This window comes from Flavonifractor plautii ATCC 29863, assembly GCF_000239295.1.
GTDB lineage: Bacteria > Bacillota > Clostridia > Oscillospirales > Oscillospiraceae > Flavonifractor > Flavonifractor plautii.
In genome coordinates, this window is sequence record NZ_JH417696.1 from 21,367 (window position 1) to 41,477 (window position 20,111).

At 66.2% G+C, this 20,111-nt stretch carries 18 protein-coding genes; 5 read left to right on the forward strand and 13 right to left on the reverse strand.

Features of this window, described 5'->3' with window-relative positions; all coding sequences use genetic code 11:
• Window positions 1-5: 5 nt before the first annotated feature.
• Both gatA and gatB read left to right on the forward strand, forming a co-directional pair.
• A complete protein-coding gene (gatA, locus tag HMPREF0372_RS05750; RefSeq protein ID WP_007489742.1) occupies window positions 6-1,466 on the forward strand; it encodes an Asp-tRNA(Asn)/Glu-tRNA(Gln) amidotransferase subunit GatA in 1,461 nt (486 codons plus the stop codon).
• On the forward strand, window positions 1,463-2,884 hold the full coding sequence (gatB, locus tag HMPREF0372_RS05755) for an Asp-tRNA(Asn)/Glu-tRNA(Gln) amidotransferase subunit GatB (RefSeq protein WP_007489744.1): 1,422 nt from the start codon (window positions 1,463-1,465) through the stop codon (window positions 2,882-2,884). Before gatA ends, gatB begins: the two co-directional genes overlap by 4 nt.
• Window positions 2,885-2,953: 69 nt before the next feature.
• On the opposite strand, the gene HMPREF0372_RS05760 is transcribed toward gatB, so the two are convergent.
• Entirely contained in the window at window positions 2,954-5,155 is a 2,202-nt protein-coding gene (locus tag HMPREF0372_RS05760) for a PstS family phosphate ABC transporter substrate-binding protein (RefSeq protein ID WP_230979258.1), read from the reverse strand.
• 286 nt (window positions 5,156-5,441) lie between these two features.
• On the opposite strand from HMPREF0372_RS05760, the gene HMPREF0372_RS05765 reads away from it, so the two are divergent.
• Window positions 5,442-6,776 (forward strand): MATE family efflux transporter, encoded by a 1,335-nt coding sequence (locus HMPREF0372_RS05765; RefSeq protein WP_007489748.1) that lies wholly within the window; start codon window positions 5,442-5,444, stop codon window positions 6,774-6,776.
• Here the strand turns inward: HMPREF0372_RS05765 and HMPREF0372_RS05770 are convergent.
• The 6 genes from HMPREF0372_RS05770 to HMPREF0372_RS05795 all read right to left on the reverse strand — a co-directional run bounded on the left by HMPREF0372_RS05770 (window position 6,749) and on the right by HMPREF0372_RS05795 (window position 11,754).
• Window positions 6,749-7,267 (reverse strand): GNAT family N-acetyltransferase, encoded by a 519-nt coding sequence (locus HMPREF0372_RS05770; RefSeq protein ID WP_007489750.1) that lies wholly within the window; start codon window positions 7,265-7,267, stop codon window positions 6,749-6,751. The genes HMPREF0372_RS05765 and HMPREF0372_RS05770 overlap by 28 nt on opposite strands.
• A gap of 64 nt (window positions 7,268-7,331) precedes the next feature.
• The gene (locus HMPREF0372_RS05775; protein ID WP_039996765.1) at window positions 7,332-8,615 is read right to left on the reverse strand and encodes an O-acetylhomoserine aminocarboxypropyltransferase/cysteine synthase family protein; all 1,284 of its coding nucleotides are present in this window, start codon (window positions 8,613-8,615) and stop codon (window positions 7,332-7,334) included.
• A 62-nt stretch (window positions 8,616-8,677) separates the two neighbouring features.
• The gene (locus HMPREF0372_RS05780) at window positions 8,678-9,205 is read right to left on the reverse strand and encodes a GerMN domain-containing protein (protein ID WP_007489754.1); all 528 of its coding nucleotides are present in this window, start codon (window positions 9,203-9,205) and stop codon (window positions 8,678-8,680) included.
• Window positions 9,202-10,662 (reverse strand): sensor histidine kinase, encoded by a 1,461-nt coding sequence (locus HMPREF0372_RS05785; RefSeq protein WP_007489756.1) that lies wholly within the window; start codon window positions 10,660-10,662, stop codon window positions 9,202-9,204. Before HMPREF0372_RS05785 ends, HMPREF0372_RS05780 begins: the two co-directional genes overlap by 4 nt.
• On the reverse strand, window positions 10,655-11,341 hold the full coding sequence (locus HMPREF0372_RS05790) for a response regulator transcription factor (protein WP_007489758.1): 687 nt from the start codon (window positions 11,339-11,341) through the stop codon (window positions 10,655-10,657). The genes HMPREF0372_RS05785 and HMPREF0372_RS05790 overlap by 8 nt, the downstream gene beginning before the upstream one ends.
• Entirely contained in the window at window positions 11,338-11,754 is a 417-nt protein-coding gene (locus tag HMPREF0372_RS05795) for a ComEA family DNA-binding protein (RefSeq protein WP_007489760.1), read from the reverse strand. Before HMPREF0372_RS05795 ends, HMPREF0372_RS05790 begins: the two co-directional genes overlap by 4 nt.
• A 90-nt stretch (window positions 11,755-11,844) precedes the next feature.
• Here HMPREF0372_RS05795 and HMPREF0372_RS05800 point away from each other — a divergent pair, with 90 nt between their 5' ends.
• Window positions 11,845-13,242, forward strand: a complete 1,398-nt coding sequence (locus HMPREF0372_RS05800) for a D-alanyl-D-alanine carboxypeptidase family protein (RefSeq protein WP_039996766.1) — start codon at window positions 11,845-11,847, stop codon at window positions 13,240-13,242.
• A gap of 340 nt (window positions 13,243-13,582) precedes the next feature.
• On the opposite strand, the gene HMPREF0372_RS05810 is transcribed toward HMPREF0372_RS05800, so the two are convergent.
• The 6 genes from HMPREF0372_RS05810 to spoIVB form a co-directional block, all read right to left on the reverse strand.
• Complete coding sequence (locus tag HMPREF0372_RS05810) at window positions 13,583-14,686, reverse strand: DUF2974 domain-containing protein (RefSeq protein ID WP_007489764.1); 1,104 nt, start codon at window positions 14,684-14,686, stop codon at window positions 13,583-13,585.
• A 15-nt stretch (window positions 14,687-14,701) separates the two neighbouring features.
• The gene (locus tag HMPREF0372_RS05815; protein ID WP_007489766.1) at window positions 14,702-15,304 is read right to left on the reverse strand and encodes a pentapeptide repeat-containing protein; all 603 of its coding nucleotides are present in this window, start codon (window positions 15,302-15,304) and stop codon (window positions 14,702-14,704) included.
• 330 nt (window positions 15,305-15,634) lie between these two features.
• Window positions 15,635-16,315 (reverse strand): LrgB family protein, encoded by a 681-nt coding sequence (locus tag HMPREF0372_RS05820; protein WP_007489769.1) that lies wholly within the window; start codon window positions 16,313-16,315, stop codon window positions 15,635-15,637.
• Window positions 16,308-16,673: a CidA/LrgA family protein gene (locus HMPREF0372_RS05825; protein WP_007489771.1), complete on the reverse strand. Its 366-nt coding sequence runs from the start codon at window positions 16,671-16,673 to the stop codon at window positions 16,308-16,310. The genes HMPREF0372_RS05820 and HMPREF0372_RS05825 overlap by 8 nt, the downstream gene beginning before the upstream one ends.
• A 284-nt stretch (window positions 16,674-16,957) precedes the next feature.
• Window positions 16,958-17,704, reverse strand: coding sequence for a sporulation transcription factor Spo0A (gene spo0A / locus HMPREF0372_RS05830; RefSeq protein WP_155116974.1), 747 nt, complete (start codon window positions 17,702-17,704; stop codon window positions 16,958-16,960).
• A gap of 187 nt (window positions 17,705-17,891) precedes the next feature.
• Window positions 17,892-18,944, reverse strand: a complete 1,053-nt coding sequence (gene spoIVB / locus HMPREF0372_RS05835; RefSeq protein WP_007489774.1) for a SpoIVB peptidase — start codon at window positions 18,942-18,944, stop codon at window positions 17,892-17,894.
• A gap of 473 nt (window positions 18,945-19,417) precedes the next feature.
• Here spoIVB and HMPREF0372_RS05840 point away from each other — a divergent pair, with 473 nt between their 5' ends.
• On the forward strand, window positions 19,418-19,930 hold the full coding sequence (locus tag HMPREF0372_RS05840) for a DUF6512 family protein (RefSeq protein ID WP_007489781.1): 513 nt from the start codon (window positions 19,418-19,420) through the stop codon (window positions 19,928-19,930).
• Window positions 19,931-20,111: the final 181 nt, after the last annotated feature.

The following is a 20,111-nucleotide window of genomic DNA, read 5'->3' on the forward strand; positions in this document are numbered from 1 at the left end:
GGAATATGGAGCTGTATGAACTGACTGCCCTGGAGCTGGCCGGGCAGCTCCAGGCCGGAGCCGTCACCCAGGCCGAGGCCATTGCCGCCGCCGCCGGGCGGATTGCCGCCTGCCAGCCGGGCAACAACGCCTTTATCACCGTGGCGGATTCGCCCGCCCCCGCCCCCGCACTGTCCGCCTCCCCCCTGGCCGGGGTGCCCATGGCCTGCAAGGACAACATCTGCACCAGGGGAATGCGCACCACCTGCGCCTCCAAAATCCTGGGGGACTTCACCCCCTGCTACGACGCCACCGCCGTGGAGCGCCTGACCGCCGCTGGGGCGGTGTCCATGGGCAAGCTGAACCTGGACGAGTTCGCCATGGGCTCCACCTGTGAGACCTCCTGTTACGGCCCGGCGAAAAACCCCTGGGATCTCACCCGCTCCCCCGGCGGCTCCTCCGGCGGGGCGGCCGCCGCGGTAGCGGTCGGGGAGGTGTGGTACGCCATCGGCTCGGACACCGGAGGCTCCATCCGCCAGCCCGCCGCCCACTGCGGCGTCACCGGCATGAAGCCCACCTACGGCTCCGTGTCCCGGTACGGCCTGGTCGCCTACGCCTCCTCCCTGGATCAGCTCGGCCCCATCGCCCGCTCCGCCGCCGACTGCGCGGCGGTGCTGGAGCTCCTCCGTGGGCGGGATCCCCGGGACGCCACCAGTCTGGAGCTCCCCACCGGGGGACTGCTCTGCGCCCTCACCGGCGACGTGCGGGGCAGGCGCATCGGCCTGCCCGCCGAGTGCTTCGGCGGCGCGCTGGAGCCGGAGGTGGCCGCCGCCGTCCGGGCCGCCGCCGGGGTGCTCCGGGCGCGGGGCGCGGTGGTGGAGGAGTGCTCCCTGCCCCTGCTGGACTACGCGGTGCCCGCCTACTACATCCTGGCCTGCGCCGAGGCCTCCTCCAACCTGGCCCGGTTCGACGGGGTGAAATTCGGCTGGCGGGCGGAGGGCTGCGGCAGTCTGGAGGAGCTGTACCGCAGAACCCGCACCGAGGGCTTCGGCCCGGAGGTGAAGAAGCGGATTCTTCTGGGCACCTTCGTCCTCTCCGCGGACTGCTACGACTCCTATTACAAAAAGGCCCTCCAGGCCAGGGCCAGGCTGAAGGCCGCCTTTGACGCGGTCTTCCAGAGGTACGATCTGCTCCTCACCCCGGTGGCCCCCACCACCGCCCCCCGGCTGGGGGAGGGCCTGGCCGACCCGCTGAGCCTTTACCTGAGCGATATCTACACCGTCCCCGCCAACCTGGCGGGCCTGCCCGCCCTGTCCATGCCCTGCGGCTTCGACCGGGGCGGCCTGCCCATCGGCGCCCAGCTCATCGGCCCGGCCCTGGGGGATCTGGCGGTGCTGGACGCCGCCCACGCCTACCAGCAGGAGACCGACTGGCACCGCCGCCATCCGGACACGCCTGCAGCCGCCAAAGGAGGTGACGCGCTGTGAACTGGGAAACCGTAATCGGCCTGGAGACTCATGTGGAGCTGGCCACCAAAAGCAAAATCTTCTGCGCCTGCACCACCGCGTTCGGCGGCGCGCCCAACACCCACTGCTGCCCGGTGTGCACCGGCATGCCGGGGGCGCTGCCCGTGCTCAACGGGAAGGTGGTGGAGTACGCCGTCCGGGCCGCCCTGGCCCTGGGCTGCACCGTCACCCGGTACAGCCGGTTCGACCGGAAAAACTACTTCTACCCCGATCTGCCCAAGGCCTACCAGATCTCCCAGCTCTATCTGCCCATCGGCCGGGACGGGACGGTGGAGGTGGGGGGCCGCACCGTGGGCATTCACGAGCTGCACATGGAGGAGGACGCGGGCAAGCTGATCCACGACCCCTGGACGGAGCAGACCAAAATCGACTACAACCGCTGCGGCGTGCCTCTCATCGAGATTGTCACCGAGCCCGACTTCCGCACGGCGGAGGAGGTGGTCGCCTACCTGGAGTGGCTGCGGGAGACCCTGCAATACCTGGGCGTCTCCGACTGCAAGATGCAGGAGGGCTCCCTCCGGTGCGACGTGAACCTGTCGGTGCGCCCGGCGGGCTCGGACACGCTGGGCACCCGCACCGAGCTGAAAAACCTCAGCTCCTTCAAGGCCATCCGCCGGGCCATCTACTATGAGGCCCGGCGGCAGATCGAACGGCTGGAGGCGGGCGGCCGGGTGGTGCAGGAGACCCGGCGCTGGGACGAGAACAAGGACGCCTCCTATCCCATGCGCTCCAAGGAGGACGCCCAGGACTACCGCTACTTCCCCGAGCCGGATCTTCCGCCCCTGGAGCTGAGCGAGGCCTACATCCAGGCGCTGCGGGCCAGCCAGCCGGAGCTGGCTACGGCCAAGCGGGCCCGCTATCAGGCCGCCTGGGGCCTGGGCCCCTACGACGCGGAGATGCTCACCTCCCAGAAGGCCCTGGCCCGCTTTTTCGAGGAGACGGTGGCCCTGGGGGCGGAGCCCAAGCAGGCGGCCAACTGGCTCATGGGGCCGGTACTGGCCCAGCTCTCCGCCCACGGCCTGGAGGCCAGGGACATGGCCCTGACGCCCCCCACCCTGGCCCGGCTGATCCAGTTGGTGAAGGAGGGGCAGCTCAACCGCAACACCGCCGTCAAAGTGTGCGAGGCGGTCTTCGAGACCGACGGCGACGTGGACGCGTATGTGGCCGCCCACGGTCTGGCCCAGGTGTCCGACGCGGGCCTGGTGGCCCAGGTGGTGGAGCAAGTGCTCTCCGCCAATGAAAAATCGGTGGCCGACTACCGCTCCGGCAAGGAGAAGGCCTTCGGCTTCCTGGTGGGGCAGGTCATGCGCCAGCTCAGGGGCCAGGCGGCCCCGGCGGTGGTGCGTCAGGTGCTGCTGGAACAGTTGGCGGAGCAATAACAATGTGCGGGCCGGTCTTTTGACCGGCCCGCACGGTGTTTGCCCCTTCCGCCGCGGCTTCACAAATCACTACGAAAGCCCGGTACAGCCGTCCAGCACCTGTCCGCCCTGGAGCAGCTCCAGCTTCTCCAGCGCGGGGCTGCCCTCCAGCAGGAAGTGGAAGGTCTGGCCGGGATAGACCCGCTGGGTCAGGCTCTGCCCGCCTCCGTAGGTGAGGCGGACGGTGAGGCTGTCCCCCCGCTCGCCGCCCACCGCGCCGAAGATCACGGTGCCGCCCCCGGAGCCCAGCCGGGCGGCGGAGAGTTTGCCCGGCTCCGGCGCGGGGCACTCGTTGGCGGTCAGCTCATGCCAGCGGCCGTCCGTCCCGCTCCGCTCCAGACCGCTGGCCCGGAGGGTGGTGTGGGCCTCATCCCAGGAAAGAACCACATAGCCAGGCCCAGCGGGAAAGACGGCGTCCACGCTCCGGTTCGGCTGCTCCCGCTGGAAGTCCGCCTGGGGGCCCGAGGACAGGGGGCCGAAGCCCGCGCTGCCCACGCAGTTCTGGCCCGCCTCGCTCACCATGAACTCCGCCAGCCGCCGGGCGGGGGCGTCCTCCGGCTCGCCGGCCCGGAGCACCAGGTAGTTGTACCCCGCCAGGGGGTAGCTTCCGTCGGCGATGGTCTCATCCGAGGGGAGCACCCCATCCACCGCCAGCAGCTTGAGCTCCCCTCCGCCCGCGTCGCCCAGGAGCCAATAGCTATTTACATAATAATAGTACACACTATAGCCCATGGCGTAAGCCAGGGGGTCGGTGGTCATGGCCCCGGCCACATCGGTGAGGGCGGAGGACATGGCGTAGGAGGTGAGGACATTGTGCACGTCGGGGCTGAGGGAGAGCTTTCCGCCCTCCAGGAAATACTGCTCCATCAGGGCGTGGGAGCCGCTGTCGGTGTTGCGGCGGTAGGGCAGCAGCTCCGCGTCCGGGCCGCCTATCTGATTCCAATTCGTATATTTCCCGTACACATATATGTCCTGTATTTGCTTTTGGGTCAGCCCGGTGACAGAGTTCTCCGCGTTGGTGAAGAACACCATGGCGTCATAGGCGATGGGAATGTACTCCAGTTCCACCCCCGCCGCCTCCGCCTGGGCCTTCAGCTCCTCCGAGGGCAGGGTGGCGGCGAAGAGGGCGTCCACCTCCCCGTTGATGAGCCGCTCGTAGGACTCATGGCTCTTGGAGTGGCTCTCCGGGAACTGCGGATGGTTGTCATAATTCCAGAAGAGCGCCCCGTACACCGCCCTGGTATAGGGGTAGGTGGAGGTGGAGCCGTCGACGACGGGCATGGTCTCGTCAAAGCCCCAGTCGATGGCCGTCTGGGTGGGGTACCAGGGCAGGCGGGTACGGGCGTCGTCCAGGAAGGTGATCGCCTCGCCCCGGGTAGCGGGCCTGTCCCACTCTGCCAGCTCCTCCACTCCGGGCTCCCCGTAGACCGGGTCGGTCTCTCCGGTGGACCGCTGGGTGAAGATGCCCAGGCCCTGTTTATCAAAGGCCAGATAGGACGCTAAAGCCCAGTCCGGAATCTCCCCGGCATCGACCAGAGTCAGCTCCGCCGCCGTTCCCCCCTCCGGTATGGTCAGCCAGCCCACCGCCTCCATGGCCCGGGCAGCCATGACGGTGAGCTCTCCCCGGGTCACCAGCCGGTCGGGGTGGAAATAGGCGTCCTCCGCCGCCAGTCCGCCGGCCCGGGCGGCGGAGGCGGTATCATAATACCAGTCGCCGGGCTCCGCGTCGGCGTAGCCGGGGTCGCCGCCGGGCTCCAGGGACAGCAGGCGGCAGATCAGGGCGAAGGCCTCCGCCCGCGTCAGGGCGGCGTCGGGGTTCAGATTGCCCGCGTGATCCCCCTGGAGCACTCCCCGGAGATACAGCTCCTTTGCGCCGCCGGGGTCGTTGTAGTACTCGTGCCCCTTCCAGACCGTGATGCAGTCGGGGAAGCGGTGCTCCTCCCCCTGAAAGACCTCCAGGGGCCGCTCCGCCTCCTCCGCTGGGACGGTGGCGAAGAGCCAGCCCTGCTGGTAGTCGCTGGTGAGGGGCACTGGCTCCCCCGTGTCGGCGTACCGCACCGCGAGGAGGGTCTGCTCCGACCAATCCAGGGCCTCCCCCTGGGGGCAGGGCACCCGGAGGGTCACATAATCTCCGCCCGGCTCGCTCCGGCTCCACCCCTTCGCCTCCTCTGCCGCCCGGGCGGCGGGGCACAGCAGGGCCAGACAGAGGCCCAGCGCCAGTATTCGCTTCATGGTACACACTCCCTTCAACATTCGATTCCTATTTGTATTATAGCTCCCCTGGTTTTCCCGGACAAGTTACAGAGCAATAACAAATGGTAAAAAAAGCTGGTACAGCCGGGGGGTTGACAGGGGGCGGTCTTTCTGTTATCTTAATACCCGACAGATGAATGCCCTGTGGCTTCCCGTTTATCACCGGATAAGTGTGAAACGTGCCTGAACCGATTCCGTAGGTCTTAGAAGGAATCGGCCCAGGCACGTTTTTTGCCGCTCTGGGACGTTTTTAGGAGGGATCGGAGTGAAGCGGAGCTTTTTCCAGTATGTGAGCCTGAATGTGCTGGGCGCGCTGGGCCTGTCCGGCTACATCCTGGCCGACACCCTGTTTGTGGCCCACCGGCTGGGCACCGACGGGCTGGCGGCCCTCAACCTGGCCATCTCGGTCTTCGGCCTCATCAACGGGCTGGGGCTGATGCTGGGCATTGGCGGGGCCACCCGGTACGCCATCTGCCGCACCCAGGGGGACGGCGTGCGGGCCGACCGCGCCTTCTCCCGCGCCCTGGCCTGCGGCGGGACGCTGGGCGGGCTACTGGCGCTGGCCGGTCTGCTGTGGGCCGTGCCGCTGGCCCGCCTGCTGGGGGCGGAGGGAGCCATCCTGCCCATGTGCTCGGTCTATCTGCGCACGGTGCTCCTCTTTGCCCCCTGCTTCCTGCTCAACCACATTCTCACCGCCTTCGTGCGCAACGACGGCAATCCCAAGCTGGCCATGGCCGCCATGCTGCTGGGCAGCCTGTCCAACATTGTGCTGGACTATGTGTTCCTCTACCCCATGGATATGGGCATCTTCGGCGCGGCCCTGGCCACCGGCATCGCCCCGGTAGTGGGCCTGTGCGTGTCCTCCCTGCACATCCTCACCCGCCGCAGCCGCTTCCGCCTGCGCCCCTTCCGCCCCGCCCTCCGGCCGCTGGCGGATCTGGCCGGGCTGGGCAGCGCCGCCTTTCTCAACGAGTGCTCCTCCGGCCTGGTGCTGGTGGTCTTCAACCTGCTGACCCTCCGCCTGGCGGGGACGCTGGGGGTGGCGGCCTACGGCATTGTGGCCAACCTGGCGCTGATGGCCCTCGCTCTCTTCACCGGCGTCAATCAGGGCGTCCAGCCCCTGGTCAGCCTGGCCCACGGCCGGGGGGACGCCGCCGGGGTGCGCACCCTGTGCCGCATGGCCCTGGGGCTGGCCCTGTGCGCGGGGCTGTGCATGGCCGCGCTGGCCTTCTTCGCCGCCGGGCCGCTGGTGTCCCTCTTCAACCGGGACGGAGATCCGGCGCTCCAGCAGATGGCGGAGCAGGGCCTGCGGCTCTACTTTCTGGGCTTTCCCTTTGCCGGGCTGAACCTGGTCACCGCCTCCTTCCTGGGGGCGGCGGAGCACCCCAGCCGCTCCCTCCGGCTCTCCCTGCTCCGGGGCTTTGTGGCCATCGTGGCCGCCGCCCTGCTGCTGGCCGCCCTGCTGGGCCTCACCGGCGTATGGCTGGCCTTCCCCGCCGCCGAAGGGGCCGTTCTCCTCGTCAGCCTGCGCCTCAGCCGCTCCCTCCGGCGCGCCCGGCCAGAACCCGCCCCTCAGGCCATCACCACCGCGCTCAGGTAACACGCGAATGCCCCGTACTCCGCCGGGGTCAGCGCCCGGGGGCTGGAGAGCACCACCAGCTCATGGCCCGGGTACTCCGGCCGGTAGGGGGGATGGACGTGGGGATAGGGGTTGACGGCGAAGCCGCACCTCTGGTAGAAGCCCTGCCGCCGCCGGGCGATATCGTCCACCGGCGGGTCGATCTCCAGTACCACGGTTTTCCCGTCCCGGCCCAGCTCCTCCAGCGCCTTGGCGCCGTAGCGGCGGCCCCGCAGCTCCGGACGGACGCAGAAATGCTCCACATAGCGGAAGTCCTCCGCCTCCCAGTAGAGCAGCAGCCCCACGAATTCCGCCCCATCAAAAAGCTGGATGAAATGGTACTCCGGGTGGGACAGGACGGCCCGCTGCTCATCGGGCAGCCGCTGCTCGTGGCGGGGAAAGCTGGCCTCGTAGAGGGCCATCGCCCTTCCAAACGCCGGTTCCTCCGGCTGTGTCAGCCGTCTCCATTCCATAGCAGTCTCTCCTCTCTTCTAAAAAATGCGCTCCCGTTTTGGGAGCGCATTTTATTTTTTCTGTTTACGCTCCCTCCAGGGCCTTTTCCAGGTCGGCCAGGATATCGTTCACATCCTCGATGCCCACGGAGAAGCGCACCAGGTCGGGGGCCACCCCGGCGGCGGCCAGCTCGGCGTCGCTCATCTGGCGGTGGGTGGTACTGGCGGGGTGAAGCACGCAGGTCTTGGCGTCGGCCACATGGGTGGCAATGGAGGCCAGCTCCAGGCCCGCCATGAACTTAGAGGCCGCTTCCCGGCCGCCCTTCACGCCGAAGGACACCACGCCGCAGGTGCCGTTCGGCAGGTACTTCCGGGCCCGCTCGTAGTAGGGGTCGCCCTCCAGGCCGGGGTAGCGCACCCAGCTCACCTTGGGGTGTCCCTTCAGGAACCGGGCCACGGCCAGGGCGTTTTCACAGTGCCTGGCCATGCGCAGGGGCAGGGTCTCCAGCCCCACGTTGAGCAGGTAGGCGTTCATGGGGGCGGGGATGGCGCCGAAGTCCCGCATGAGCTGGGCGGTGGCCTTGGTGATGTAGGCTCCCTCCAGTCCGAAGCGCTCGGTATAGGTCACGCCGTGGTAGCTCTCGTCCGGGGTGGTGAGGCCGGGGAACTTGTCGGCGTGGGCTGTCCAGTCGAACCGGCCGGAGTCCACGATGGCGCCGCCCACCGCGTTGGCGTGGCCGTCCATGTACTTGGTAGTGGAATGGGTGACAATGTCGGCCCCCCACTCGAAGGGGTGGCAGTTCACCGGGGTGGCGAAGGTGTTGTCCACGATGAGGGGCACGCCGTGGGCGTGGGCCGCCCTGGCGAACTTCTCAAAGTCCAGCACGGTGAGGGCGGGGTTGGCGATGGTCTCGCCAAAGACGGCCCGGGTCTCCGGCCGGAAGGCGGCCTCCAGCTCGGCCTCGGTGCAGTCGGGGTCGACGAAGGTGAAGTCGATGCCCATGCGCTTCATCGTGACGGCGAAGAGGTTATAGGTACCGCCGTAGATGGAGGAGGAGCACACCACATGTTCCCCGCAGGAGACAATGTTAAAGATGGCGTAAAAGGAAGCCGCCTGACCGGAGGAGGTCAGCATGGCCGCGGTTCCCCCCTCCAGGGCGCAGATCTTGGCCGCCACGTGGTCATTCGTGGGGTTCTGGAGGCGGGTGTAGAAGTAGCCGCTCTCCTCCAGGTCGAAGAGGGCTCCCATCTGCTCGCCGGTGGCGTAGCGGAAGGTGGTGGACTGGACGATGGGGATGTTGCGGGGCTCACCATTCCCGGGGGTATACCCGGCGTGGAGGCACTGGGTGCCGATGCGCTGCTGACTCATGGGCAGGATCTTCCTTTCCTGTTTCAGGTTGAGTGTTATGCTACACCCCCGCCCGGCCCTTGTCAAGAGGCGGGCGGGGTGGGACTGGGCTCCGGCTCCTCCGGCGGCACATCGGTGCCGTCGGTGAGCAGCAGTCCGTCGGGACCGAGCTGCTGGACGCGGCGGTAAGGGATCTCCCTCCCCTCCACCGTCACATAGACCGACTCCACCCCCTCCACCTGGCACAGCGTAAGGGTCAGGCAGGCGTCGGCCACGGTGAGATCCACCCCGGACAGGCCGCCGTACTGCTCGGAGAGGTCCAGGTGGAGGCGGCCCTCCTCCAGTTCCCAGCTCAACAGGCGCACCCCCTCGGGGAAGGGGGTGGCGAGGCCCTGGGTCTCCGGCGGGGACAGCAGGGCGTCCACCAGGGCAGGGATGGGGTCGCCGGCGCTCCCCTCAAAGGGCTCACAGTCCAGCGGCAGGGGGGCAAAGCGGTCGGACAGGGCGGAGTAGTACACGCAGTAGCCGCCCTCCGGCTCCTCCGGGCGGGGGGCGCAGCCCCCGGCGGCCAGAGCCAGCAGACAGCCCAGCGCCGCGATGCGTCGTCTCATCGGCCCACCTCCTCTCCGTTCCACTGGGCAAAGCTGACCTCGAAGCAGGTGCCCTCCGGCTCCCGCCGCCGGGCAGTGACGGCTCCGCCGTGCTGGAGCACCGTGTCCCGCACGATGGACAGGCCCAGGCCGGTGCCGCCGGCGGCCCGGGAGCGGGCCTTGTCCACCCGGTAAAAGCGGTCGAAGATCTTGGGCAGATCCGCCTCCGGGATGCCCACGCCGGTATCCTCCACCCGGAGGACCACCCGCCCGCCGTCGGCAGTGAGGGTGACGAGCACCCGGCCGCCGGGCAGGTTGTACTTCACCGCGTTCTCCATCAGATTGAAGGCAATCTGGTAGAGGTCGTCCTCGGTGGCCAGCACCACGCAGCCCGGCTGGAGCTTCAGCTCCAGGCTCACCTCTACCGCCCGGGCCAGGGGGGAGAGCATGTGCTCTACCCGTTCCACCACCGCCCCCACATCCACGGGGACGTCCTCCGCCGCCGGGGCGGTGTCGAGCCGTGTGAGGGTAAGCAGCTTCTCGGTGATGCGGGTGAGCCGATCAGCCTCGTCCCCGATGTCGTTGAGGAACTCCCGTGCCGTCTCGCCGTCCATGTGGTCGGCCTGGAGCAGGGAGTCGGTGAGCAGGCGGATGGAGGCCAGTGGGGTTTTGAGCTCATGGGAGGCATCGGAGACGAAGCGCCGGCGCACCTCCTCGGTGGTCTGGAGGCGGCCGGTGAGCTCGTTGAACTCGTCGGCCAGGCGGCTGAGCTCGTCGCCGCCCCGGACGCTCACCCGGTGGCTGTACTCGCCCTCCCGTACCGTGTGGATGCCCCGCAGGAGCTGGGCGATACGCCGGGTGAGGGCCTTGGAGAAGACCACCCCCATCACCAGCGACACCATACAGATGACGATGGAGATAAAGCGCAGGTTGGTCTGGATCCCCTGGAGCAGCGCGCCCTGCTCGGCGTCGTACTCGTAGAGGTAGACCGCCCCCTGGGTCATGGAGCGGTAGGTAATGGGCACCGCCGCCCAGCTTCGGAAGGCCCCGTCGCCGTACTCAGAGCGGAACACGTTGTTGCCCCGCAGGGCGGTGACCAGCTCCCAGAACAGGGCGTACCGCCCGGCGGTGTCGGTCCGCCCCACGCCGTCCTGGAAATCGCAGAGCACCAGGCCGTTTGGGTCGGTGACCACCACCCGGGTCACTCCCAGGCTGCCCCGCAGCAGCTCCACCGTCCGGGTGGCACCCTCGGCCGTGAGGGCCTCCGGCCCGGTGGCCAGGGCGGAGGCCAGCACCGAGGCCTGGTTGAGCATGGAGGCCTGCTTGGACTGGTAGGCCAGCTTTTCCGACACCACCAGGGGGTAGGTGTTGAGCAGAATCAGCACCGCCGCCACAATCACAATATAGGTCAGGGCGAACTTGGTCTGGAGGGAGCGCCAGAAGGGCACGCGCCTGACCGCGCCGCTCCCCTTATCCATGCTTCAGATAGTAGCCCACGCCCCACTTGGTGAGGATATACTCCGGGTTGGCGGGGTCCAGCTCCAGCTTCTCCCGCAGGCGGCGCACGTGCACGTCCACCGTGCGGTAATCTCCGGCGTACTCATAGCCCCACACCACGTTGAGCAGGTTCTCCCGGGAGTACACCCGGCCCGGGTTGCGCAGCAGCAGCTCCATCAGGTCGAACTCCTTGGCGGTGAGATCCACGCTCTTGCCGTCCTTCCAGGCGGCCCGGGCGTCCACATCCAGGGTGATGTGGCCCATGGACAGCCGGCCGCCGCCCCCCTGCTTCTGGGCCGCCATGCCCGCCCGGCGCAGCAGGGCCCGCACCCGGGCCTTCAGCTCCAGAATGTTGAAGGGCTTGGTGATGTAGTCGTCCGCCCCGCACTCGAAGCCGATGATCTTGTCGGTGTCCTCGCTGCGGGCGGTGAGCATGATGATGGGCACGTTGGAGAACTCCCGGATGCGCATACAGGCCTGGAGCCCGTCGATCTTGGGCATCATCAGATCCAGGATAATGAGATCGAAGGCGCCGTTCCGGGCCAGCTCCACCGCCTCCTCCCCGTCATAGCCCGCCTCCACCTGGTAGCCCTCGCTCTCCAGGTTGAACTTGATGCCCTTGACCAGCACCTTCTCGTCGTCTACCACCAGTATTTTCATCGGTTCTCCTCCCCAGTCGTCACGTAGTCAATGAGGCCCTCCAGAATGCCCTCGCCGATGCCCGGCACCTCGGTCAGCTCCTCCGGGATGCGGAAGGGGCCGTTGGCCTGGCGGTAGGCAATGATGTCCTCCGCCCGCTTCTCCCCGATGCCCGGCAGGGTCATCAGCTCGTCCACCCCGGCGGTGTTGAGGTTGATCTTCGCCCCGCCGGCAAGGGTATCCTCCTTGCTCTGGGCGGAGGGGGAGGGCGTAGGCGCGGGCAGCGCCAGGGGCGTCTCCTGGGTCAGGGTACGCTCGGTCTCCACCCGCACGGGCTGGGGCGCGGCCTGCCCCCGAAAAAACCAGCCCGCCGCGAAGGCCGCAAAGACCGCCGCCAGCAGCAGGGCCACAAATTCCAGTCTGGAAATCTTCATCTTTTTGTATCCCCCTCCCCGTTGCGTCCCGGTCCGGGGTTTGTTATAATAGCCATACCGTTATTATAACATAGTCAAATGGAGTTTCCTATGAAAAAATCACGACTGCTTTCCGTTTTACTCTGCCTCGCCCTGCTCTCGGGGCTGCTGACCACCTTTGCCTCCGCTGCGGACAGCGGCAGCGCCATTCTGGACGAGATGGACGTCAACGCCAAGGCCGCCGTTCTGGTGGACCCCGACACCGGCGAGATTCTCTACGAGAAGAACGCCCACGCGCACAACTACCCCGCCTCCATCACCAAGGTGATGACCTGCCTGCTCACCCTGGAGGCGGTGGACCGGGGAGAGCTGTCCCTGGAGCAGACCGTCACCGCCAGCTCCGCCCTTCACACCGGCATCGGGGAGGGCGCTTCCACGGCCGATATCAAAGAGGGGGAACAGATCCGCATCATCGACCTGCTCTACGCCGCCCTGATCCCCTCGGCCAACGAGGCGTGCAACGTCATGGCAGAGGCGGTGAGCGGCGATGTGGCCTCCTTCGTGGAGCTCATGAACACCCGGGCCGCCGAGCTGGGCATGGAGGACACCCACTTCTCCAATACCCACGGCTACCACGACGATGACCACTACACCAGCGCCTACGACATCTACCTCATGTGCCGGGAGGCCATGAAGCACGAGACCTTCCGCACCATCGTGGGCTCCAAGAACTACACCATGCCCGCCACCAACCTGCACCCCGAGCCGCGCATCATCCGCTCTACAAACGCGCTTATCTCCAACTTCCGCGTGGCGGGCTACATCTACGAGTACGCCACCGGCATCAAGACCGGCTCCACCCCCGAGGCGGGCTACTGCCTGGCCGCCTCCGCCACCCGGGAGAACCGGAACCTGATCTCCGTGGTCATGGGCTGTGAGCGTGAGCCGGGCACCTCCGGCAGCGAGGGCTATATCTACTTTGACGAGACCATCCGCCTGTTTAAATGGGGTTTTGCCAACTTCTCCACCCAGACCATTCTGGACAACACCAAGCGGGACATCCCGGAGGTGGAGGTCACCCTGGGCAAGGACGCCGCCTCCGTCACCCTCATGCCCGACGGGAAGCTGACCGCCCTGCTGCCCAACGACGTGTCCGCCGAGAACTTTACGTATGACTACACCCTGGAAACCCGGAGCGTGGAGGCACCGGTGGTGCAGGGGCAGGTGCTGGGCACCATCACGGCCTATTTCAACGGCAAGTCCTACGGCACCCTGGATCTGGTGGCCACCTGCTCGGTGGAGCGGGACGAGTGGGCCTACCGGCTGGACCGGATTCAGAAGTTCTTTGACAATCTGCTGGTGCGCATCCTTCTGGTGGTCATCCTGGTAGTAATCGCCGCCCTCCTGCTGCGGGTGGTGCTCTTCCGCGGCCGGGGCCGGACGGGCCGCCGGGGCTACGCCTACAGCGGCCGGGGCCGCTACACCGGCAGCCGCCGGCGCAGAGGTTAAGGTACAAAAACGTGGAGGGCGGTTGATACCGCCCTCCACGCAGCCTGTCGAAAAAGACTTTTCGACAGGCTGCTAAACTTTTTGAACCTGCAAAACAGGTTCAAAAAGTTACTTGATCCAACGCGAACGGCCCAGGCCGGTCTCTCTTGGCCTGTGGCCAATTCACCTTCAGGGAACCCTGACGGTTCATCTCCGCACCAAGCGCCGCCGCAAGCGGCGGTTGTGCTCCGAATCGCCCTGCGGGGCAGCCTTTCACACTATCCTTCCCTCCGAATCCTTCGACAAGAGGTTTTATCGACAGTCTCTGGGGAGGGCGGTTAATATCGCCCTCCATGTTCCCTTATGTCTCCTCGCCCCGGAGCAGGCCCATGCTGTTCCGCGCCGCCTCGGCCAGACGGGCCAGGGCCTGGAACAGCATGAGGCGGTCGGCGCCGTCCAGCGCCCGGAGGCGGCGCAGGCCAGCCGCCGCGGCCTGGAGCCCGCCCTCGGACAGCTCCGCCGTAGTCTGGGCCCCCGAGGCCCCCAGCACCTCGAACAGGAGGTCCACAAACTGCTCCCGCCGCTCCGGAGTCAGGGAGGCCACCCACTCCTTGAGGGTACGGCTGACAAAGCGGCTGGCGTCGGTGACCCGCTCCACCTCCACAAAGTCCGGCCCCAATATCTGCCAGGAAAAGGGGCTGTGCTGGAACAGGCCGGACTGATCGCTGCGCACCACGGTGTAGTCCTCCTCGTGGTCCAGAAGCATCCCCACCACCGAGGACTGGGGTACAAAGGTGTGTATCCGCCCCCGCACCGCCTCATAGCCCGCCTCATCCACGGCCCCGGCGCAGAAGCCGGGGCCGTCGTTGTTGTAGACCGCCAGCAGGCGGTCGGGCGTCCGGCAGGCCGCCGCCGCGTAGACCGCCAGATTCCCGCCTTTGGAGTGCCCGCCCAGACGCAGGGGGCCGCCCCACCGCCGCAGGGCGTCGGACAGGTACTCCGCCGCCGACCTCTGGGCGGGCACCGGCGTCTGGTAGCTCATGTTGAAGTCCTCTTTCCACCCCACCAGGGTGCTGTCCGTCCCCCGGTAGGAGACAAACCGGGCCCCGTCTCCGGTGTCGATGGTGAGGGCGGCGAACTGCTCCTCCGTCCCTGCGTCCAGGTGGCTCACCCAGTCCAGCAGCATCAGGCCGGAGAACCGGGGCGCCCGGGCCAGGGCCCCGAAGAGGCGGAGCACCTCCTCCCGAAACTCCCCCCGGCCCCGCTCCGGCCGCGGCGGCCAGACGCCGCCCGCCGCCTCCCACCGCTCCGCCGCAGCCCAGAGGGCGGTGCCCTCCCGGTCCACCAGATGGTCCAGCGGCGCGTAGGATAGGGTGCTCAGGAGCAGATTATCCACCGGGTTGAAGGGGGACTGGGCCAGGCTCAGCTCCCCCCGCCAGTCCAGATAGTCAAACAGTCCGCCCATCGGGCGCTCCCTCCCTCACAAAAGCTGTATCCCCAGCAGGGGGATCAGATCAACCGCCTGGGCCGGGTTGATCTTCATGCCCCGCAGCTCTCCCAGGCTCTCCGATACGGTGATGCCCTCCAGCGCGCAGTCGGAAAAATCCACGCCCTTCAGCGGCGTGCGGAAAAAGTCCACCTCCTGGAACCCCGTCCGGTGTGGGCTCAGGCCGGCCACATCCGCCTCGGCCAGCACGGCCCGGCGAAGCTGGCAGTTCTCCATGCGGCACTTTTTCCACCGCGACTGTGCAAAATTGGCGCAGCGGAAGGCGCTCTCGCCCAGGGTACAGCCCCGCCACCGGCTGGCGGTGAACCGGCCGCCGTCCCCCTTGCAGTCCCGCACCACCGTGTCCGTCCAGACCGTCCCGCCGAAGCGGCAGTTGGAGAAGTCGCAGCCCCTCCACTCCACCCGGTCAAAGACCGCCCCCGAGAAGTCGCAGTTCTGGAACCGGCACCGGTGCAGGCACACCCGGCGGAACTCCAGCCCCGACAAGTCCGCGCCCGCCAGGCACTCCCCCTCCACCGTCACGTCCTCCACGTCCCGCTCTTCCCGCCGCGCCCGGCGCACTTCCTCCTCCAGCATGGGGCAACACTCCTTTCTCCCCCTACTCTACTACAATACACCGCCTTTGTATACACGAGATCACAAAAACGCCCCCGCCATCGGCGGGGGCGCCAGTATGTCGAAAAAGCCTCGCAGAGTTCGCGCCCGCAGGCGCGAATCAAGTACCAATCTGGTTTCCCCGGCGACATGTGCGTCGGGGAAAACACTTCTCAGGCTGCAAGTGTTGGGTCTGGCCTCCGCAGGCGGATAAACCCTGCGCGCGGCAGACTGCGGCTTTCTCAAAAAAGTGGCTTTGCCACTTTTTCGACAGACTGCGCCCCCGCCGTCGGCGGGGGCGTACGGATTCCGCTACATCAGGAACAGGGAGAGCACCACTGTGATCAGCCCGCACACCCCGATAGCCAGCCCGCTCATGGCCCCCTCGGTCTCTCCCAGCTCCAGAGCCTTGGAGGCGCCCACCGCGTGGGAGCTGGCGCCGATGGCCAGCCCGGCGGTCATGGGGTCCTTCACCCGGAACAGCTTGATGAGCAGCGGGGCCGCGATGCTGCCGAAGATGCCTGTGATCAGCACCGCCACCACGGTGATGGGGCCGATGCCGCCGTGGGCCTGGGATACGCTGATGGCAATGGGGGTGGTGACGGATTTGGGCAGGAGGGACGCGGTCATGGCCGCGTCCAGCCCAAACAGGCGGCAGAGCAGAAGGATGCTGCCCATGGAGGACGCCGAGCCCACCACGCACCCAACCAGAATGGGCAGCCAGTTCTCCTTCAGAATACGGATTTTCCCGTAGATGGCCACCGCCAGGCAGGCGGTGGCGGGGGCGAGAAACATGTTGATGATCTCTCCGCCCTGATGATAGGACTCATAGGGAATGCGGAACAGCAACAGCACCCCCACCACCAGGACGATGCCAATGAGCAGGGGATTACAGACCACCAGGCCGGTCTTTTTCTGGATGCGCACCCCAACCCAGAAGGCCAGGATACTCAAAGCGATGCCAAAAAAGGGGGAAGCAAACAGCTCAGACACGGGACTTCCTCCTCTCCAGCAGGCGCAGGGTGAACCGGATGCTCAGGGCGGTGGCGCCGAAGGTGATCACCGTTGAGAGCAGGCAGACCAACACCAGCGCGACGGCCGAGCGGCCCAGCACATCGAAGTAGTTGATGACGCTCACCCCGGCGGGCAGGAAAAAGAAGGCCATGTTGGCCAGCAGAAAATCCGCCTTTTCCCGGATATGCTCGATTTTGAGCAGCCCGGTGGCCAACAGCGCCAGCAGCAGCAGCATGCCGATCACGCTGGCCGGGAATGGAACTGGCAGCGCCGCCTCAATGAGCTGGCTGAACCAGCACACGGCAAAGATGACGCCGATTTGACAGATGATTTTCACGGGAATACGCCTCCTGTTTTACACATAAAGATGATTGTAGCCCCGATCTCTCTCCCTGTCAACCAGCTTCCTCCGCCTGTTGAGGCTGTCGATAAACCCTTCAGGCAGAGGTTTCGGAGGGAACGATCGTGTGAAAGAAAACCGTCAGGGGTTTCTTTCGCGTTTGATCAGCCGACTTTTTGAACTTTTTTGAAGGTTCGAAAAGTCCCTCGGACTGTCGAAAATACTTTTTCGACAGGCTGAACAGGCGGGGGAAAATCCCCCGCCTGTTCGGATTGCTTTCCTTACTTCTGTTTGCGCTCCAGCTGGAGCTTGTCGGCGATCATGGCGATGAACTCCGAGTTGGTGGGCTTGCCCTTGGCGTTGCTCACCGTATAGCCGAAATACTTTTGCAGGGTCTCCAGATCACCCCGGTCCCATGCCACCTCAATGGCGTGGCGGATGGCGCGCTCCACGCGGGAGGCCGTTGTGCCGAAACGCTTGGCCACCTCCGGGTAGAGGATCTTGGTCACCGCGTTGATCACATCCATGTCGCCCACGGCGATGATGATGGCCTCCCGCAGATACTGGTAGCCCTTGATGTGGGCGGGCACACCGATCTCATGGATAATGGAGGTGACGGTGCTCTCCAGGTTCTGGCTCTCACCAGAGAGGCGCCCGGGCTCCTCCCCGCTGCTCTGGGGCTGTCCCGCCAGTTGGCGGATGCGCTCCATCACGGCGGAGAGTTTGCACGGCTTCATCATATAGTAGTCCGCGCCATGGGCCGCGGCCAGCTCCGCCATATTGCCCCGCGCAAAGCTGGAGAGCACCAGCACCCGGGGCCGGCCGGGCAGCGCCGCCAGCTCGGACAGCACCTCCAGTCCATCCATACGGGCAAGCACGAAATCCATCACCACGATGTCCGGGGAGAGCTCCTTTGCCAGGCGGACCGTCTCCTGCCCGTCCCCTGTCTCTGCGGCCAGCTCCAGGCCGGATTCCTCCTCCAGCGCACCCGTAAAGACACGGCGGAACTCCTCACTGGCATCGGCCACCAAGATCCTCTTTCTGGTTTCCAATATTGACACCCTTTCCAGCAGGTTTCCCTGCCCTATGTTTGCTGCCTGGCCAAGGCTGTTTACCGGTTGCCTATAATTTACCATAATCAGACAGCAAACGCAAGGGTTTTTCTGGTAATTTATGGGTATTTCTCCTCGACTTCATTCGACCTTTTTACGACCGTTACGACCGGTTCTCCCCATTTTCCGCCTCCAGGAGCATATTCTCCGCCAAAATGCCGTAGCCCTGGGTGGGATCATTGACCAGAACATGGGTCACTGCGCCCACCAGCTTGCCGTTTTGCAGAATGGGGCTGCCGCTCATGCCCTGGACAATCCCGCCGGTGGTTTCCAGCAGGCGGGGGTCGGTCACCTTGAGCATCAGGTTCCGGGTATCCGCGCCGTTGGCGGGATACACCCGGATAATCTCCACCTGATACTCCTCGACCTGGTCGCCGGCGATGTTGGAGAGAATCGTGGCCGCCCCGGTCTTGACCTCCTTGCGCTCCGCTACGGGCACCGGCTCCAGGCCGTCGGTCAGCGTACCGTCCTCCAGGCGGCCAAACACGCCGCTGGCAGTATTGGCGTACAGCTCGCCCAAATCCCGGTTCACCTGAAACGCGCCGTGGAGCTCGCCGGGGGCTCCCTTTTCCCCCTTCTTCACATCGGTGACCTCCGAATACATGATGGAGCCGGACTGGAGGGGCATGAGCTGGGCGGTGTCCACGTCGTTGATGCCGTGGCCCAAAGCGCCGAACCGCCCGGTAGCGGGCTCGCAGAAGGTGAGGGTGCCGATCCCCGCCATGGAGTCGCGGATCCACGCCCCCAGCTTGTATTGGCCGTCGCTGCCGCACTGGACCGCCTGAGCGGTGAGCTGTACGGTCTTGTCGTCCCGCACCGCCCGGATGCTCATGGGTTTTCCGCCCACCTCCTGGAGGACACTCTGCACCTCCTCGATGCTGTCCACCTCCTCCCGGTTGATGTGCGTGATGATGTCGCCCTCCCGCAGTCCACAGTCCCGGGCCGGGGCGCTGCTGCCCTCCGCGCCGGCCACCTCGGAAAAGCCCACCACCATTACGCCGTCGGAAAAGAGTTTGATGCCCACCGCGCGGCCCATGGGGATCACCGTCCGCTCCTCCGCGGCCCGGGCCGGGGCCGCCGATACCAATGACGCCAGCACGAACATCACCGCCACCGCCAGGGCCGCCCATGGCCTCGTTTTGGATTCCTCCTTCATTTGACCACCCCTTTTTTGAATTGAAACGTGAAAAACGGCGCACGCTGCGCGCCGTTTTTAATATGGCCGGAACGCGCGCCGCCGCCTCTGGCAATGAAACGCTCCTTTGGCTTGTCGTTTCCTTCCAGCGCCGGCCCCGTCGGCCTTCCTCCTTTTATTCCGCCAGATTTCCCCTTTGTCCCGGCAATTTCCTGTTTCGGTTATAAGAAGATTCTGGTAAAGTGCAAGGTAACCAAAAATTGGCGAGCGGTTCAAACCGAATCAAGCTCTTTATTCCGGGAGCCTGTTGGCCGCCCGCGCCATGGAAGCGGGCCCCCCCGTCGCCGCTGCCTGTGCCGCCGGGCTGCTGGCCTCGGAATACAAAGCCGCACAGGCCCCGGCCCCTGTGCCGTGCAGACATTCCCTGCCCCTGCGGGGTATGTCCGCCCCGCTCTGCGCATATACTCCACTATCACAAAACAGGGGGTATCGCTATGTCCCGTTTGTCCAAGGCGGCGCTGATCACCTTTGTGGTGGCCACGCTGGCGGGCTCCTGCCTGCACTTCCTCTACGCTCTCTGGCCCAATGGCCTGACCGCCCTGCTGGCCCCGGTCAACGAAAGCCTCTGGGAACATGTGAAAATCCTCTACTGGCCCTGCCTGCTCTCCGGTGTTCTGCTGGTGCGCAGGGAGCCGGAGAGCCTGGGCGCCCGCGCCTTCTCCCTGCTTCTCTCGGCTGCGGTCATGCTGGGCGTGGGTTACCTCTATCATGTGGTGCTGGAGGGCGACTCCCTCTTTTTTGACGTGGCCCTCTATGTGCTGGTGATGGCCGCCTTTTTCCTGCTGCCCTGTTTCCTCCGCACTCCCGTCTGGAGCCGCACACGCCTGCTCTGGGCGGCGCTGGTGCTGGCGCTGGGCGCCGCCACCTTTGTATTTACCTGGTGCCCGCCGGATGGCCTGCTGTTCCGGGATCTCTCCCTGCCCGCCATTTATTCGCTTCCCTGTTGAGTATGAGCCATTTCGGCCGTGAGTATGTCCCTGCAGGGCCGGAGGGATTTTTTCACAGAAAAAGGCGGAACGCACACGTCTGTCCGCGCAGACCTTTCGCCCCGCAAAGGGGACGCCGCTCCCCGCCTGCCCCGGTACGTCTCTACCCTGTAGGGGCGGGGCTTGTCCCCGCCCGCGGGCG

Coding starts and splice junctions, on each gene's coding strand:
- gatA (WP_007489742.1), top strand. CDS start 6: ATGGAGCTGTATGAACTGACTGCCCTGGAGCTGGCCGGGCAGCTCCAG.
- HMPREF0372_RS05840 (WP_007489781.1), top strand. CDS start 19,418: ATGTCCCGTTTGTCCAAGGCGGCGCTGATCACCTTTGTGGTGGCCACG.
- HMPREF0372_RS05785 (WP_007489756.1), bottom strand. CDS start 10,662: ATGGATAAGGGGAGCGGCGCGGTCAGGCGCGTGCCCTTCTGGCGCTCC.
- HMPREF0372_RS05810 (WP_007489764.1), bottom strand. CDS start 14,686: ATGGGCGGACTGTTTGACTATCTGGACTGGCGGGGGGAGCTGAGCCTG.
- HMPREF0372_RS05795 (WP_007489760.1), bottom strand. CDS start 11,754: ATGAAGATTTCCAGACTGGAATTTGTGGCCCTGCTGCTGGCGGCGGTC.
- HMPREF0372_RS05780 (WP_007489754.1), bottom strand. CDS start 9,205: ATGAGACGACGCATCGCGGCGCTGGGCTGTCTGCTGGCTCTGGCCGCC.
- HMPREF0372_RS05760 (WP_230979258.1), bottom strand. CDS start 5,155: ATGAAGCGAATACTGGCGCTGGGCCTCTGTCTGGCCCTGCTGTGCCCC.
- HMPREF0372_RS05770 (WP_007489750.1), bottom strand. CDS start 7,267: ATGGAATGGAGACGGCTGACACAGCCGGAGGAACCGGCGTTTGGAAGG.
- spoIVB (WP_007489774.1), bottom strand. CDS start 18,944: ATGAAGGAGGAATCCAAAACGAGGCCATGGGCGGCCCTGGCGGTGGCG.
- HMPREF0372_RS05775 (WP_039996765.1), bottom strand. CDS start 8,615: ATGAGTCAGCAGCGCATCGGCACCCAGTGCCTCCACGCCGGGTATACC.
- HMPREF0372_RS05800 (WP_039996766.1), top strand. CDS start 11,845: ATGAAAAAATCACGACTGCTTTCCGTTTTACTCTGCCTCGCCCTGCTC.
- HMPREF0372_RS05815 (WP_007489766.1), bottom strand. CDS start 15,304: ATGCTGGAGGAGGAAGTGCGCCGGGCGCGGCGGGAAGAGCGGGACGTG.
- HMPREF0372_RS05790 (WP_007489758.1), bottom strand. CDS start 11,341: ATGAAAATACTGGTGGTAGACGACGAGAAGGTGCTGGTCAAGGGCATC.